Genomic DNA, 15,199 nt, shown 5'->3' on the forward strand with positions numbered 1-15,199 from the left:
TCAGCGGTGGGCCGTTCCTTAGGACAGCATAATTTCAAGATACGCCGGATCCAACCACACGCCATGAGAGTTGTTGAAGCATTCGGCGAAGCCAGGGCGCTTCATCCTCAAGGAGAGGCCAATGCGGTCTGTGTGGAAGGATTATAGTTACGGTTGGATTACGCTCGCGCTGTTTCTGCTCACATTGACAGGACATTGGATATTTGGATGGTTTTCATATGTTAGCGAGCAGGCAGCGCATGGACAACCTGTTGAAGTCGGTGAATATACCATTCAGATGCTGCGAGATACTCTCGAGAACTGGCAGTCTGAATTTCTGCAGCTTCTCTGGCAGGTCGGCGGCCTCGCATTCCTGTTTTATCTGGGATCACCCCAATCGAAGGAGGGGGATGACCGGATGGAAGCGAAGATCGAGGCTGTTTTGCGCGCGGTCGACCGCAATGCCGACCAGGTGATCGAAAAGATCGACACCGCCTATGCGGGCCGCCACACCGATCATCACTACATGCAGGAGCAGAAGGAGCCATAGGCCCGTCTCTCTGCATCTGTCCTAAATATTATCCCAAGCGAATCTGCGCGGCAGACCTGCCAATCAGGTCCGCCGAGCGGATCGCGTTCTGATGATCAATTGCAGTCCGCTTCCACGATCAGCTTTTCGATCTCGCTCTTTGCCGCCTCATATTGCGGCCCGAGCGCTTCCTTTGGTGGGCACTGTCCGGCGGTGGCAGCCTTGGCTGAATCCCAAGCCGACTGAATTTCGGCCATTTGCGAGGGATCACCTGGACAAGCATAATTGATCGCGTCGAAGAAGCGCTTCTCGAGATCCGCAGGCATGCCTGCTGCCTCCAGGCAGGAATCGAGAATGGCGAATTCCGGCGCGGCAAACTGCATGTCGCCCATCTGTGTCGTGTCCATGAAGGCCTGCGCAGATATGGGCGCCGCGGCTATCGCCAAGCAGGCAAGAACAAGACGCCTTACCGGAAACATATCAACCCTCCCATCGGTGTTCGTGAAATGACGCATACTGCGCCGTCCGTTGCCCACCGAGCCCGGAACGTTGCAGGCATGTTCTGACTTTACGAAGCCTGCATTACGGCGCCAATGGCTTCTCGAAATCTATGCTAATTTTTCCCTTGTTTAGGTTTCATCGCACATGCCAGTGATCGGGGAGGCGCGGGATGGCTGACAATGGGGAGAACTCGGGGATTTCACTTCGTACATTCACCGATGTGGATGTCTCTCCAGCACTTGCGGCCTATATTGCCGGTCTGGAAAGCTTCGATGCGATCCCACAGCTTCAGGATCTGAAAGGCATTGCCAGACAGCAGGTAACACCTGGTGCATCTGTTCTCGATGTCGGCTGCGGCTTTGGGCTCGAGACCGAGCGCCTGTTCGCCGCCGCTGCCCCAGACGGGCTGATTTGTGGCATCGACAAGAGCGCAGCCTTCATCACCGAGGCCAGACGGCGCGCGGCCGAAAAGGGCATGGATATCGCCTACGAGGTGGGTGATGCGACCGCCTTGCCTTATGCACGCCGGCAGTTCGATGTGGTGCGTGCCGAACGGTTGCTGATCTATCTCGACGATCCGCTTCTCGCGATCTCGGAGATGAAGCGCGTCATGCATCGCGGCGCCTTATTGGCGCTGATCGAGCCCGATCTGACCCTAATGTCGGTCAATGTGCCGAACAGGGATCTCGTGCGGCGCATTCTAGCTCACGAGTGCGACACCGCGGTCCACAACAGCTGGCTGCCTGGCCGGCTCCGCGATATGCTGACTGGCGCCGGGTTCAAGGATGTGAGCCTTGCCACACGCGTGGTGGTATTCCCGCAGGACCTGGCAGTGCACTACTTTATCCCGATGGCGGAGCAGGCAGAGCGGGCTCGCAAGATCACGGCCGACGAACTTGCTGAATGGCGTGAAGCCCTAACCGCGCTCCACGCCCGCGAAGGATTGTTCTGCACAATCGGCTATTTCTTGTTCATGGCACGAGCTTGATCAGACGGCTGGCTTTCCGAGCCCCATGATGAAGCTGTCCTTCATGACGAGGGCGTGTGTGAGGCTCCATAGAATGAAGCCCGACGCCGGCGCCCGCACCTCGCCGATTGCATCCCCGAAAGTATTCTCGGCAATGGCCAGCACTTCGCCTCGCTCGATCTTCTGTCCGGGATTGACCTTGTAGCGATAGAACCCGTCTTGCGGTGCGGGGACCCACAGATATTCGTCAACGAAAACCGGCTCTCGTGATTTTGGCGGGGCCGAGGTGATCATGCCCAGAAGCTGTGCAACCCGAAGCACCCCGTTGAGGTGAAACTCCACATTCCGCTCCTCGATAATGCCGATGCGACCGGCTTCCGCAAAGGCCGCGTGCTGGCGGCGGGTGGCGCGGCCGGTGCAGCTGCGGCTGGGCTTTTCGAGATGCGAAGGATCAAGGCGCACGATCAGCTCCGCATCGAAACAGGCGGCGATCTCCACATTGCGCCGATCGAAACCCTCATCGCCCGTCTGCTGCGCCACCGTGAAATGCGAGACATTCTCGCAGAGATCGCCCCCGTGAAGATCGATCAGGCAATCCGCATCTTTCGCCCAGTCCAGCAATGCCCAGGCGAGCTGTTCGGAGAACGTCCCATCCGGCCGGCCGGGAAAGCTGAAATTGATGTTCTTGTTGTCCACCGGACAGACATATTGCGAGCGCACGGGCACGGCTGGCAGATTGACCACCGGGATGATGTGGATCTCGCCAGCAAGATCCTCCGGCTTGAGCCGCCGCTGCAGCCGGATGACCGCCTCGATGCTGGACGTTTCGTTCACATGCACGCCGGCGATGATCGCAAGCTTCGGACCTGGCTTGTGCCCCTTGATGATCACGGCGGGCCAGCGCCAGTCGGCAAGGGCGGGGAGGGGGAAAGAAATCTCTGTCCGATGGATTCCGGCATTCATGGCAAGGCCCGTTTGTTCTATTGTGCAGTGCATCGGCGGCGATCAGGACACGTCCTGTGAGGCGCCGTCAAGCAGAGCAATGACAAAATGGGGAGCAAGAAAACATGTCGGTAACGCGTCGGCACCTGTTGGGTGCGAGCCTTTCTGCGGCCGCGCTCTTGACTTTGCCTGGACGGGCCAGGGCGGAGACTACGCTGGAGCGGATCAAGCGCACGGGCAAGGTCTCGGTGGGGATTGCCAATGAGCGGCCATATGGCTTCGTTGACACCAGCGGCAAATTGGTTGGCGCGGTGCCGGATGTGATCCTGGCAGCACTCGAGCCGCATGGGGTGAAGGAAATGCAGGCCGAGATCGTGGAATTCAATGCCACCATTCCCGGCCTCAATGCCAACCGCTTCGATATCATCGGCGCCGGAATGTACATCACGCCGCCGCGTTGCCAGGCGATCGCCTTCACCAACCCCGTGACCCGGGCGGGCTACGGCTTCGTGGCCCTCAAGGGCAATCCCAAGGGGCTGCACAGCATCGCTGATCTTGCAAAGCACGAGGATGCCATCGTCGGCACCCAGAATGGCTCGGCCCAGGTCGGAGAGCTCGACAAGGCGGGGGTGCCGAAGGACCGGATCGTGCTTTATGCCAACGCCACCGAGGCCTTGGCGGGTCTCAAGGCGCATCGCTCCGACGTGATCTACTTCCCAGGTCTCGAGCTCGGCGATCTGCTCAAGACCGCCAATGATCCGGAGGTTGAGCGCGTTGAGCCCTTCGAGCAGGTGGTCGGCCCCGATGGCAAGCCGCAATATGGCTATTCCGCCATGGGCCTGCGCAAGGCCGATACCGACCTGAAGCAGGTGCTCGACGAGGAGATTGCCAAGATGCTCGCATCTGGCCGGCTTCTCGAAATCATCTCCAAATATGGCTATGGCCAGGACGAGCTGCCGACGGCAGAGGATACCGCTGAGCGTCTCTGCAAGGCCTGAGCCCAGGCCGTGCCTCAAGTTGCTGAAACCGCGCTGGCCCTGCTGCCGCAGCTCCTGAAAGGGGCTGCGGTAACCCTGCAAATCACTCTGCTCTCGGCAGTGCTGGCGCTTGTTTTGTCTTTTCTGGTCGCGGCGGCCCGCGCAGCGCCTTGGGCGCCTCTGCGGCTGCTGACGGTTGCCTATGTGGAGGTCCTCCGTGGCACCTCGGCGATCGTGCAGCTGTTCTATCTGTTCTTCATCCTGCCGAGCTTCGGAATCAGCCTCTCGCCCATGACCACGGCGGTGCTGGGACTTGCCATGAACTTCTCCGCCTTCGGCTCGGAGGTGGTGCGCAGCGGGCTGGAAGCGGTCGCGCGGGGCCAGCGCGAGGCCGCCGCCGCTCTCGGGATGAACCGGCTGCAGGCCTATTTCCTTGTGGTGCTGCCCCAGGCCGTGGTGATCATGCTGCCCTCCTTCGGCAATATGCTCATCGATCTGATAAAGGCCTCCTCGCTCGTCTCCCTCATCACGATCACCGAGCTCACCTTCGCCGGACGGCAGATGGTGGTGACGACCGGCCAACCCTTCACCGTCTGGGGCCTCGTGCTGCTCATCTATTTCTTGATGGCCTATCCCTTGACCTGGATGGTGCGCGCACTGGAGCGGCGCGCGGCGCGCTTCCGTGGGAGCCCCGCATGATCGATCCCAATTTCATGGCCGAGATCCTGCCGGAACTGCTGCGCGGCCTCGTCGTCACGCTTCAGGCAACTTTCGGCGGATTTGCGATCGCGCTCATCGTTGGCCTTCTGCTGGACTTGGGCCGCCGCTCGGGCAGCAAAATGGTCCGCCGCCTTTGCGATGGTTATATCGCCGTCATGCGCTGCACGCCGCTCTTGGTGCAGCTCTATTTCGTGTTCTACGTGCTTCCCGCCTATGGCGTGCGGTTCGGCGCTTTGGCCACGGGCATATTGGTGCTGGGGCTTCATATCGGCGCCTACCTCGCCGAGGTCTATCGGGCAGGAATTGATGCGATCGGCAAGGGCCAATGGGAGGCCGCCAAGGCGCTTGGTCTCTCCTGGCCCGTGACCTGGGCCAAGGTGATCCTGCCGCAAGCCTTGCCGCCAATGTTGCCCCCGCTTGGCAATTTTCTCATTGGCCTTTTCAAGGAGACGCCGCTCCTTGCCGCGATCACCGTGATCGACGTGTTTGGCGCCGCGAACAATATCGCCGGCCAGACCTATCGCTACAACGAGCCTTATACGGCTGCCGCTTTGATCCTGCTGGTGGTGAGCCTGATCGCGGCCTACGGGGTCAACCGCCTGGAGCGCTTCGTGAACCGCTCGCGCAGGGCCAAAGGTGAGGTTGCGCTGACCACTGCGGACCGGCCGCCGGTGCTCTAGAGAATGTTGAGCGTCACCACTTTGTTGACGAGATAATCATCCATGGCCTCGCTGCCGCCTTCTGAGCCATAGCCGGAGTCCTTGACGCCCCCGAACGGTACCTCGATCATGCCGAGTCCCTGATGGTTGATCGACACCATGCCGCTCTCGATGTCGCGGGCGATGTCGGCGGCGATGCGGGCCGAACGGGTATAGGCATAAGCCGTGAGCCCATAGGCGAGGCGGTTCGCTTCCGCCATGGCCTCATCATAGCTGGAGAAGCGCAGGATCGGCAGCACCGGGCCGAACGGCTCTTCGTTCATGATCCGCGCCGTAATCGGCACCTCCGTCAAGACCGTGGGCGCGAAGAAATAACCCGCATTGCCGATGCGCTTGCCGCCCGTGCGCAGTCGCGCGCCCTTCCCAACCGCGTCCGCCACATAGGCCTCCATGGCATCGAGCCGCCGACTATTGGCGAGCGGGCCCATTTCAATACCGGGCTCGAGACCATCCCCGACCTTCACCTCCTCCGCCGCGGTCACGAACGCATCGACGAACCGGTCATAGAGGCCATCCTGCACCAGGAGGCGCGAGGGCGACGTGCAGGTCTGCCCCGCATTGCGGAACTTGCGGCTGACCAGAATGTCGATGGCTGAGGGGAGATCCGCATCATCGAACACCAGCACCGGCGAATGTCCGCCAAGCTCCATGGTCACCCGCTTCATATGGCGGCCGGCAAGGGATGCGAGATGCTTGCCAACCACCGTGGATCCCGTGAACGAGATCTTGCGGATGGTGGGGTGCGGGATGAGATATTCGGTGATCATCGCTGGCACGCCGAAGACCAGATTGACGACGCCGGCGGGCACACCCGCATCGTAAAACGCCTGAACCAGGGCGGCACAGCTTGCTGGTGTCTCCTCCGGTCCCTTGAGGATCACCGAGCACCCGCAGGCAAGCGCCGCCGAAACCTTGCGCACCGCCTGATTGATTGGAAAGTTCCAGGGCGTGAAGGCCGCAACCGGCCCCACCGGCTCCTTCACCACATATTGCTGAACATGCTCAGCGCGCGATGGCACGATCTTGCCATAGGCGCGGCGGCCTTCTTCCGCAAACCAGTCGATGGTGTCGGCCCCGCGCAGCACCTCTGCATGAGAATCCGCAAGCGGCTTGCCTTGTTCGAGCGTCATCAGGCGAGCCACGTCATCGGCGCGCTCCCGCAGGAGATCGGCCGCCTTCCGCATCATCTTGTAGCGATCATAGGCCGAGATCCGCCGCCATGTACGGAACCCCTTTTCCACCGCCTCGAGCGCACGGTCCAGATCTGCGATATCGGCATGGGCGACCGTGCCCAGCACTGCGCCAGTGGCAGGATTGAGCACCTTGCCGCTGGCGCCATTGGCGCTGCGAGTCCAGGTGCCATCTATGTAGAGCAGAATATCGGGATACATCATCGGGTCCGTTCTGATCGCATTTAAGCCTGCGACCGAAGCATAGGGCGTGTGTGCGCGGATTATAGGAAGTGCCGGCCGGTTGCAAAGAGATGCGCCATGCGAAAGCTGCGGATGCACTGATGCAGGAAATGCATGGCTTGTCTGAGACGGCCGAGGTGACTTTGGCGGGTCTTGCCGGGGGACGTCCAATCGGATCCAATGATGGCCACAAGCCGACTGGGGTGACGGGAATGCTGAGCGACGAAGCAACATCGAACAAGCCGATGCTCAACCGGCTGGATGTGCTTGCCAATGAAGCGCTCACCCGCTGGGAGCTTCCCGCTGGCGCCCATGCAAGGCTGATCAACCTCTCGGAAAACGCGACCTATCTCGTTGGGGCCCCCTGCGGCTTTCGCTCGATTCTCCGCGTTCACCGTGAGGGATACCACTCGCGCAACGCCATTGCCTGCGAGCTCGAATGGCTGCGAGCGCTGAAGTCTGATGGCGGCGTCTTAACCCCTGATGTCATTGCCGGCCGCGATGGCGAGCTCATTCAGACCTGCGCGGTTTCCGGACTTGCAGGCGAGCGGCATACGGTGATGTTTGCCTTCATCGAGGGAAGCGAGCCCGATCCCGACCACGACCTTGCGCGATCCTTCGAGGAGCTTGGCGAGATCGCGGCGCGCACGCATCTCCATTCTCAAACCTGGCCCAAGCCAGAGGGCTTCGAGAGGCTCGTCTGGGATGTGGACGCGGTATTCGGATCAACCCCGACCTGGGGCAATTGGCGCGACGGTCCGAATGTGGACGGCAGCCTACGGCCCGTTCTGGAGAAGGCTGAAGAGGTGATCCGGCATCGCCTCCACGCATTCGGCAAGGACCCCGACCGCTATGGGCTGATCCATGCGGACATGCGGCTTGCCAATCTGTTGATCGACAATGGCGTGACCCGCCTCATCGATTTCGACGATTGCGGCTTCAGTTGGTTTCTCTACGACTTCGCCGCGACCATTTCCTTCATCGAGGACCACCCGCAGGTGCCCCGCCTGAAGGAGGCCTGGGTGAGAGGCTATCGTAAGGTAAGAGCGCTTTCGGCCGAAGAGGAGGCAGAGCTCGATACCTTCATCATGCTGCGCCGGATGGCGCTTCTTGCCTGGATCGGCTCGCACGCGGAGGTGCCCTATGCGCGCGAGCTCAGCCCCCATTTTGCCCAGGGCACAGCCAAGCTGGCGCAAACATATCTGAGCCGTTTTTCTTGACAGCGCACCTCAGCAGCCTGCTCTAATCCGCTGAGATGGCGATAATTACTTCACCCGAGCCGTATAGAGCACCGGCCAGTCGTCGGGCGAAACCCCATTACAGGCTGTCATGGTTGCATAGGACACGAGCCTGAAGGCCGAGCCGTCAAAGGCCCATTCGCTCAGTGTCCCGCAATCGCCAAGGCCGCGGCCCTTCTCGAAAGCGGTCAGCAGTCTGCCATCCCGGGAGAGCCCGGGATTGGTGAGCAGGTTCGACATCTGGTCGAGCTGGAGCGAAGCAGGTACTGTGAACGTGGCCGGATCGGGCGTGGTCGTCTTGCCATCCCGTTGGCGAGTGATCCAGAAGCTGTAATCGAAATTGTAGGCAGCTGCGCTCTCGCACACGCCCCACACGATCTTACCACCCGGCATTTGGAGGGCCATGGACGCATAGCCCTCGCAGCTCTCATCGCGATTGAGAGTCAAGGCGTCAGGCAGGTCGAGATCCCGTCCCGCCGCTTCGATCGGAGCCGTTTGAGCCTGCGCTTGGGACCCTTTCGCAGATTTGAGTGGCAACTCTGTCATGATTTGAGCCTCGATGACAGGCGCCGCTGGTGGCATGGGAATGCTGCTTGCCGCCGTCGTCCCCTTCTTTACGAGAGCTGTTTCGGTGCCGGCGCGAAACTGCTGGTCATCCATATAGAGCAGCGCTGCGACCGAGCCCGCAAGCGACACGGAAGCAGTGTCGGTCTCGCTTCCCTGCGCGTCTTTGAGGTTCAACGTCAGCCCCTTGGCGCTCTTGAGCCTCTCGATGATGCTTGCCGCATCTGACCCGCCGAGCGTCACCTTGGCATAGGGATCCACGACTTTCGCGGGCCAGTGCAGATCGCCGCGCGCCGGTTTGCCATCGATGCTGACCGAGAGCACTGGCGATTTGAGCGGGGATTGGGTGAGAACGCTGAAGGTGAGGCGGGGTCCTGCATCGGCCAGACCGTCTCGCTGAACGACGATGTAGCCGTCGCTGCCCCCATCTTTCATCAGGCCGAGCGCCGTGCAGCGGCGCAGATTATCACAGCCGACCACCCAATCCTTGAACGCCTTGAGCTGTCCGGCCGAGTCATCGGCATTCGCCGGATGGACAGCCCATCCCGGAACACAGCCTGCGATCAGAACTGCGCCCACCAGTAAACGTTGTGGCCACCACATATGCACGCGTCCTTACAGTAAGGCACACGCGCATACACCCTCAACGGTCGGCTTGCAAGGATTAGGTTGGCAATCATGTACCTTTCGGCTTGGCCCTCGCCGTTGCTTGTGCGCTCAGCGGGTCGTCCGGCCAGGAATGCCGGGGATAGCGGCCCTTGAGGTCCTTGGCGACTGCCTTCCAGCTGCCGCGCCAGAAGCCCGGCAAGTCCCGCGTGGTCTGAATGGGCCGATGCGCCGGCGACAGAGCACGATGAGCAGCGGAATACGCCCGTCCGCTATGCTGGGATGCCGGTCGAGCCCGAACAGCTCCTGGACGCGTATCGCGAGAACAGGCCCGTTCTCGGCTTCATAGTCGATGGGGACCCGCGATCCCGACGGCGCGTTGAAATGCGACGGCAACAGCCGTTCGAGCTCTGCCCGCTGGGCATAGGGGATCAGGGCCTCGAGCGCGGCATCGAGATCCTCAGGTTCGATCTCGGTAAGTGCGCTGCGCCCGATGAGATGCGGCGCCAGCCAGGACGCCCCCTGTGCAGCCAGTGCCTCATCAGACAGGTCGGGCCAGGGTGCGCCGATCTGTCGGGCAAGGTAGGTGGCGCGAGCGCGCAGCGCGATCTGCGCCTTGGTCCAGGGCAGGGCGGCAATACCCATTTGTGCAACCCCTGCCGCGAGCAGCCGTGCCGCCTCATGCGCATCATCGATGGCGGCGGGCGCTTCGCTTAGCCTCAGCGCGCCGAGCCGGCGAATGCGGCGCGCCCGGACGGTCTTGCTGGCTGGATCGAAGCCGAGGCTTGTCTCCTCAGTGATATCGGCTGCAAACAGCGCTTCGATCTCTGCGCGCTCGAGGGCGGCACAGCCCCGGATACGGCCCGACCCGGCCGAGCCGGTGATATCCGTAATGACGAGGAATGGTTCACGGCTCAGTGGCACCATACTGTCGAGCGAAGCGGCGCGGCCATTCGCCATGCGAAAGCGCACCACATCACCGCCCGGCCCCTTTGCGGGGCTGCCAATGCTCTGCGCGACCCGATCGGGATAGGCCAAAGCCAGATGCTGGCCGATGGAGATGGTCTCGTGAGCCATGCTGTCGCCCTTGCCCGCCAGTTTCGCCCACCGCCGGGCAAGGCCCCGGGCATTCTCGGCGCGAGTTGAACGATCCCCGCGAAAGCGGCGCAAGCGCTCGGCAATATCAGCATCATCGCCGCCAAGCCCCGGCTCGCTCAGGAGAACCGCAAGCTCTGTGGCTGTCGTGACATCCCCGAGCCTTGCTGCCCGATGCACCATATGCGCAAGCCGGGGATGCAGCGGCAGGCGCGCGAGCGCCTTGCCTTCCGCCGTGATATGCCCGCGATCATCGAGGCCATGGAGCCGCTGCAGCAAAGCCACCGCCTCCGACCACGCCACTTTGGGCGGAGGATCGAGAAATGCTAGCTGCTGCGGATCGCGGACCCCCCAATTTGCGAGATCGAGCACCAGGCTTGCGAGATCTGCCTGCAGGATCTCCGGCTGATCATAGGGGGCGAGCGCTGCTGTCTGCCCGCTATTCCAGAGCCGATAGCAGATCCCGGGTGCCGTGCGGCCTGCGCGCCCGCGCCGCTGATCGGCGGCAGCCCGTGACACCCTCGTGGTGACGAGCGTCGTGAGGCCCACCGCCGGATCATACGCGGGCTTGCGCGCATAGCCGCTATCGATGACGATCCGCACCCCCTCGATCGTCAGCGACGTTTCTGCAATGGAGGTGGCGAGCACCACCTTCCGGCGCCCCGGCGGCGCCGGCTGCACGGCGCGATCCTGTTCGGCCCCGTCAAGCTGGCCATGAAGGGTGAAGAGGTCCACGTCTTGGGGAAGCCGTCCGCGCAGGTGTTCGGCTGTGCGTCGGATTTCCGCCTGGCCGGGAAGGAAGGCAAGCACCGAGCCTTCATCTCCCTTGAGCGCTTGCATGATGACACTGGCCATCTGCGCCTCCAGCCGCAATTGTGGATCGCGATCCACGTAACGGGTCTCGACCGGATAGGCCCGGCCCTCCGAGGAAATGACCGGCGCATCCCCCAGAAGCCGTGCAACCTGCGCCCCATCGATCGTGGCCGACATCGCGAGAAGCCGCAGATCCTCCCGCAGGATGCGCGCTTCCAGCGTCAAGGCCAGGCCGAGATCACCATCCAGGCTGCGCTCGTGAAACTCATCGAATATGACGGCCGCGACACCGGACAGCTCCGGATCATCCTGCAGCATGCGGGTGAAGAGCCCTTCGGTCACAACCTCGATCCGGGTTGCGCGGGACACCTTCGAATCGAGGCGCACCCGATAGCCGACCGTTTGCCCGACCTCCTCTCCAAGCATGCTGGCCATGCGCCGCGCAGCCGCTCGCGTTGCCAGCCGGCGGGGTTCGAGCATGAGGATGCGCCCATCCCGCCGCCAAGGGGCGTTCAACAGGGCGATTGGCACCCTGGTCGTCTTGCCGGCCCCCGGCGGCGCGATGAGCACCGCTGAACCAGCGGTCTCGAGCGCCGAGAGGAGATCGGGCAGGGCGGTTTCGACGGGTAATGGCTCTTCGGGCTGGCGCATGGGGCGCTTCATGACGAAAAGCCATTGCCTTCGCAAGTCTGCTCGTCGCGTGGGATATTCGGCTGGCTGAGATGGGCACGTCGCAATGGCTGTGGCATGTAATGCAATGGTCGTTTCGGCCATGGGCGGGCCGTACCGGGATCGGGAGCAGAGAGAAAATATGGAGGAGACGAGGGGCACTGAAGCGGCATTGCCGAGCGCGGGATCTCCCCGCGAGGTCTTTCGTGTATTCCTTCTGCTGGGGCTCACCTCCTTTGGCGGGCCTGTCGCCCATCTCGGCTATTTTCATGAAACCTTCGTGCGCCGCCGTCGCTGGCTCGATGAGCAGGCCTATGCGGATCTCGTCGCCCTGTGCCAGTTTCTGCCTGGGCCTGCTTCGAGCCAGGCGGGCATGGCGATCGGTCTGAAGCGAGCAGGTTTCGCTGGAATGCTCGCCGCCTGGACGGCATTCACCTTGCCCTCCGCCCTCCTCATGGTGGCTTTCGCCTATGGAGCCGGATGGATTGGGGCCAGTGCCGGACATGGCTGGATCGCGGGCCTCAAGGCTGCGGCGGTGGCCATCGTTGCCCAAGCGGTTCTGACAATGGCAAGGCAGCTCGCTTGGGGGCGCGCGCGCGCCACCATCGCGGCGCTCGGCATGATCATGGCCCTCTCAATGCCGACCGCCTTGGGCCAGGTGCTGGTGATCGTGCTTGGTGGGCTGCTCGGTCTCATCTCTCTGAGCGTGTCCGGGCGAAACGGCGCAAGCGACCTGATCACCTCTCAAACCGCACGCACCGGGCAAACAGCGGCCCTGGCAAGCCTTTGCCTTTTCTTCATCCTGCTTCTGGGCCTGCCGCTCGTGGCGGCAATGACCGACAATGGCCTGGTGCATATGTTCGACAGCTTTTATCGCGCCGGCTCGCTGGTCTTCGGCGGAGGGCATGTTGTACTGCCGCTTCTCCAATCGGAAATGGTCGGAACCGGCTTGGTCGACCGGCAGAGCTTCCTTGCGGGCTATGGCGCGGTGCAGGCAGTGCCCGGACCGCTATTCTCGTTCGCAGCCTATCTGGGGGCGATTGCGCGAGAATGGCCTTCGGGTCTCTTTGGTGCGGCCGTTGCTCTCATCGCGATCTTTCTTCCCTCCGCCTTGCTCATCATCGGTGTGCTGCCCTTTTGGATCCGGCTCAGGAACATGCCGCGCGCGGGCAGCGCCCTGGCGGGGATCAATGCTGCCGTGGTCGGCCTGCTCGCCGCTGCCTTTTACAATCCGGTTTTCCTCGAAGGTATCCCTTCGGCCCCGGCCATGGCTGTTGCGGTGGCCGCCTTTATCGGCCTGCTCGCCTGGCGTATCCCGCCCTGGGCCGTGGTCATCCTGGCCGGCCTTGCCGGTTTTCTCGTGCTCTGACCGTGTGACATTCCGGCTCCAAACGTCCTGATCGTTTTCAATTAACTCGTTCGAGCAAGAGATTCGCCACTCATTCGCGCGATAACGGGTGACAGAGAGCCCGTTTAAGGGCCTGTGACACAGGGCGGCGCCAGACGAGCGCAGGAGAACGTGAATGAGGAAAGTGGCCGTCTTAGGCCTCGTTTTCGCTATTGCTTGCGGAATCGCGCAAGCCGATGCGCAGATCTCCGACAATGAGGTAAGAATTGGTATTCTGACCGACCAGTCCGGTCCCTATGCGGATTTCGGTGGTGATGCCTCAGTCACGGCCGCGCAGATCGCCGCTGAGGACATGGGCGGAATGGTACGCGGCAAGATGATCCGTATTCTGTCGGGCGATCATCAGAACAAGCCGGAACTGGCGTCCACCATTGCCGAGCAGTGGCTGAACGATGACCATATCGATGCCGTGGTGGATGTGACCGGTTCGGCGGTCTCGCGCGCCGCCCGGCAGATGATCAGTGAGGCCGGCAAGGTGGTCTTCTATTCCGGCGCGGACAGCGGCGGCACCGCTGGGCCCAACTGCTTTGCCACCACCTTTCAGTGGACTCCCGATTTGCACGAGCGCGCATTCGGAATGGTGCGGGCCGTAGTCCAGACCGGCGGCAAGAGATGGTTTCTGCTGACCGCCGACAATGCCTCCGGCCATGAGATCGCGGATATTCTGCGCAAGGAGATCGCGGCAAGAGGCGGCACGGTGATCGGTGAGGTTCGCCACCCCAGCGGTGGAACCGATCTATCCGCCTTCTTGCTGCAGGCCCAGGTCTCTGGCGCCCAGGTGATCGGCCTGGCGAGCAAGGGCTCGGACGCACTGACGGCGATGAAGCAGGCCGGCGAGTTCGGCATCCCCGCCGGGGGCCAGAAACTGGTCGCTCTGAGCCTGGCGCTCAGCAATGTGCATGCCGTAGGGCTGGATGAGGCCCAGGGCCTTGTTTCGAGCACCGCCTATTACTGGAACTGGGACGATGCCAGCCGCGCCTTTGCCGAGCGGTATGAGCGCCGCGCCGGCCGCAAGCCGGGTATGGTGCAGGCGAGCGTCTATTCAGCCGTTCTCCATTATCTGAAGGCAGTCCAGGCATCGGGCAGCGACCATGGTCGGGCCGTCGCGGCCACCATGCGGCAAGCACCCGTCAGCGACTTCTTTGCTCGAGGCGCCCGCATCGGCGCGGATGGCCGGCTTGATCAGCGCCTGTTCTTGGTCGAGGCCAAGCACCCCAACCAGTCCAAGGGGGAATGGGACTATTACAGCCTGCTCAGGACGATCCCGACAAGCGTGGGGAAAGACCCCGCAGCACGAGGCGGCCTTCGCGTGAGCCGGCCCTTCTCATGCCGCAATACCACTGGAATATTGGCGAGAAGCGAGTTGGCGGACTGAAGCATTATCGAGCGAAGCGATCCCCGCTCGCGTGAGCTAATGCGACCGGACCAGGCTGCGACGCTGCCGCTGGCCATCTTTAGTTATTATTCGCGCTTACAACTAGAGATTAAATTTTACAACCTTTGGTTCAATTTGTCGCAGCTGATTCCCAAAACGGGATCGCTAACGCGCTTGCAACCGTTCACGGCCACGATACCCGCACGTCTGGCCTGAGAGGTTGCGAGCATACGGACCAGGTGCTGGCGAGGCCGGTGCCTGCGCAAAACCTCCGACGGCAGCCGAGTTGTGGAGAATCGGATGATCCGCACGTTGCCCTTAGCTCTCCTGCTCTTTGTTTCACCCGCGATGGCCCATGATTGGTACGACGCGGACTGTTGTCACAATCGAGATTGCCACGCCCTTGCCGACGGCGCGGTGATGGCCACTTCAAAAGGATGGTTGATCAGGGAAACCGGCGAACTCATTCCTTTCGGAGATGCCCGCGAACGCCGTAGTCAGGATAGCCATTTCCATCGATGCGAGCCGAAAGCCGGGCGTACGCGCTGTCTTTATGTGCCGCCCTTCGGCACCTGAGGCAGGATGCCAGCGCGTAGGCCCGCATCCGGGTCCACCGGCATGCAGCTCGGGTGAGAGCACGCTGATTGAAGTCGAGCTGGTTTAGTGTAAAGGTGGATATTACTCA

Annotated in this window: 13 protein-coding genes and 1 pseudogene; 9 read left to right on the top strand and 5 right to left on the bottom strand. The window is 62.1% G+C overall.

The genetic code is table 11. From position 1 onward, the window contains the following. The first annotated feature begins 121 nt into the window (after positions 1–121). A complete protein-coding gene (locus tag RCF49_RS20285; protein WP_342641602.1) occupies positions 122–529 on the top strand; it encodes a DUF6766 family protein in 408 nt (135 codons plus the stop codon). Positions 530–624: 95 nt separating this feature from the next. Here RCF49_RS20285 and RCF49_RS20290 read toward each other — a convergent pair whose 3' ends face one another. Then, positions 625–915 (bottom strand): hypothetical protein, encoded by a 291-nt coding sequence (locus RCF49_RS20290; protein ID WP_342641603.1) that lies wholly within the window; start codon positions 913–915, stop codon positions 625–627. Between the two features lie 263 nt (positions 916–1,178). Here RCF49_RS20290 and RCF49_RS20295 point away from each other — a divergent pair, with 263 nt between their 5' ends. Beyond that, the gene (locus RCF49_RS20295; RefSeq protein ID WP_342641604.1) at positions 1,179–1,997 is read left to right on the top strand and encodes a methyltransferase domain-containing protein; all 819 of its coding nucleotides are present in this window, start codon (positions 1,179–1,181) and stop codon (positions 1,995–1,997) included. Here the strand turns inward: RCF49_RS20295 and RCF49_RS20300 are convergent, their stop codons facing one another. Next, entirely contained in the window at positions 1,998–2,939 is a 942-nt protein-coding gene (locus tag RCF49_RS20300; RefSeq protein WP_342641605.1) for a succinylglutamate desuccinylase/aspartoacylase family protein, read from the bottom strand. It lies immediately after the preceding gene. A gap of 104 nt (positions 2,940–3,043) precedes the next feature. Here RCF49_RS20300 and ehuB point away from each other — a divergent pair, with 104 nt between their 5' ends. From ehuB to ehuD, 3 genes are read left to right on the top strand one after another with little or no spacing between them, the layout of a single operon-like run. Continuing rightward, positions 3,044–3,916: an ectoine/hydroxyectoine ABC transporter substrate-binding protein EhuB gene (ehuB, locus tag RCF49_RS20305; RefSeq protein WP_342641606.1), complete on the top strand. Its 873-nt coding sequence runs from the start codon at positions 3,044–3,046 to the stop codon at positions 3,914–3,916. Between the two features lie 9 nt (positions 3,917–3,925). Continuing rightward, the gene (gene ehuC / locus RCF49_RS20310) at positions 3,926–4,594 is read left to right on the top strand and encodes an ectoine/hydroxyectoine ABC transporter permease subunit EhuC (protein ID WP_342641607.1); all 669 of its coding nucleotides are present in this window, start codon (positions 3,926–3,928) and stop codon (positions 4,592–4,594) included. Further along, the gene (ehuD, locus tag RCF49_RS20315) at positions 4,591–5,295 is read left to right on the top strand and encodes an ectoine/hydroxyectoine ABC transporter permease subunit EhuD (protein ID WP_342641608.1); all 705 of its coding nucleotides are present in this window, start codon (positions 4,591–4,593) and stop codon (positions 5,293–5,295) included. The genes ehuC and ehuD overlap by 4 nt, the downstream gene beginning before the upstream one ends. Here ehuD and RCF49_RS20320 read toward each other — a convergent pair. Then, positions 5,292–6,725, bottom strand: a complete 1,434-nt coding sequence (locus tag RCF49_RS20320) for an NAD-dependent succinate-semialdehyde dehydrogenase (protein WP_432807420.1) — start codon at positions 6,723–6,725, stop codon at positions 5,292–5,294. The genes ehuD and RCF49_RS20320 overlap by 4 nt on opposite strands. A 92-nt stretch (positions 6,726–6,817) precedes the next feature. Between RCF49_RS20320 and RCF49_RS20325 the strand changes: the two genes are divergently transcribed. Further along, positions 6,818–7,966: a phosphotransferase enzyme family protein gene (locus RCF49_RS20325; protein WP_342641610.1), complete on the top strand. Its 1,149-nt coding sequence runs from the start codon at positions 6,818–6,820 to the stop codon at positions 7,964–7,966. A 45-nt stretch (positions 7,967–8,011) separates the two neighbouring features. Here RCF49_RS20325 and RCF49_RS20330 read toward each other — a convergent pair whose 3' ends face one another. Together RCF49_RS20330 and hrpB are read right to left on the bottom strand one after the other, a co-directional pair. Then, positions 8,012–9,151 (bottom strand): DUF1176 domain-containing protein, encoded by a 1,140-nt coding sequence (locus RCF49_RS20330; protein WP_342641611.1) that lies wholly within the window; start codon positions 9,149–9,151, stop codon positions 8,012–8,014. Between the two features lie 73 nt (positions 9,152–9,224). Further along, positions 9,225–11,713 (bottom strand): annotated as a pseudogene (hrpB, locus tag RCF49_RS20335) (ATP-dependent helicase HrpB). A 160-nt stretch (positions 11,714–11,873) separates the two neighbouring features. Between hrpB and chrA the strand changes: the two are divergent. The 3 genes from chrA to RCF49_RS20350 all read left to right on the top strand — a co-directional run bounded on the left by chrA (position 11,874) and on the right by RCF49_RS20350 (position 15,090). Then, entirely contained in the window at positions 11,874–13,100 is a 1,227-nt protein-coding gene (chrA, locus tag RCF49_RS20340; protein WP_342641612.1) for a chromate efflux transporter, read from the top strand. 154 nt (positions 13,101–13,254) lie between these two features. Then, complete coding sequence (locus tag RCF49_RS20345) at positions 13,255–14,514, top strand: ABC transporter substrate-binding protein (RefSeq protein ID WP_342641613.1); 1,260 nt, start codon at positions 13,255–13,257, stop codon at positions 14,512–14,514. 300 nt (positions 14,515–14,814) lie between these two features. Beyond that, complete coding sequence (locus tag RCF49_RS20350) at positions 14,815–15,090, top strand: hypothetical protein (RefSeq protein WP_342641614.1); 276 nt, start codon at positions 14,815–14,817, stop codon at positions 15,088–15,090. Positions 15,091–15,199: the final 109 nt, after the last annotated feature.

The organism is Rhodoligotrophos sp. CJ14, from assembly GCF_038811545.1.
Classification (GTDB): Bacteria; Pseudomonadota; Alphaproteobacteria; order Rhizobiales; family Im1; genus Rhodoligotrophos; species Rhodoligotrophos ferricapiens.

Coding starts and splice junctions, on each gene's coding strand:
- RCF49_RS20285 (WP_342641602.1), top strand. CDS start 122: ATGCGGTCTGTGTGGAAGGATTATAGTTACGGTTGGATTACGCTCGCG.
- RCF49_RS20290 (WP_342641603.1), bottom strand. CDS start 915: ATGGACACGACACAGATGGGCGACATGCAGTTTGCCGCGCCGGAATTC.
- RCF49_RS20295 (WP_342641604.1), top strand. CDS start 1,179: ATGGCTGACAATGGGGAGAACTCGGGGATTTCACTTCGTACATTCACC.
- RCF49_RS20300 (WP_342641605.1), bottom strand. CDS start 2,939: ATGAATGCCGGAATCCATCGGACAGAGATTTCTTTCCCCCTCCCCGCC.
- ehuB (WP_342641606.1), top strand. CDS start 3,044: ATGTCGGTAACGCGTCGGCACCTGTTGGGTGCGAGCCTTTCTGCGGCC.
- ehuD (WP_342641608.1), top strand. CDS start 4,591: ATGATCGATCCCAATTTCATGGCCGAGATCCTGCCGGAACTGCTGCGC.
- RCF49_RS20320 (WP_432807420.1), bottom strand. CDS start 6,725: ATGTATCCCGATATTCTGCTCTACATAGATGGCACCTGGACTCGCAGC.
- RCF49_RS20325 (WP_342641610.1), top strand. CDS start 6,818: ATGCGCCATGCGAAAGCTGCGGATGCACTGATGCAGGAAATGCATGGC.
- RCF49_RS20330 (WP_342641611.1), bottom strand. CDS start 9,151: ATGTGGTGGCCACAACGTTTACTGGTGGGCGCAGTTCTGATCGCAGGC.
- chrA (WP_342641612.1), top strand. CDS start 11,874: ATGGAGGAGACGAGGGGCACTGAAGCGGCATTGCCGAGCGCGGGATCT.
- RCF49_RS20345 (WP_342641613.1), top strand. CDS start 13,255: ATGAGGAAAGTGGCCGTCTTAGGCCTCGTTTTCGCTATTGCTTGCGGA.
- RCF49_RS20350 (WP_342641614.1), top strand. CDS start 14,815: ATGATCCGCACGTTGCCCTTAGCTCTCCTGCTCTTTGTTTCACCCGCG.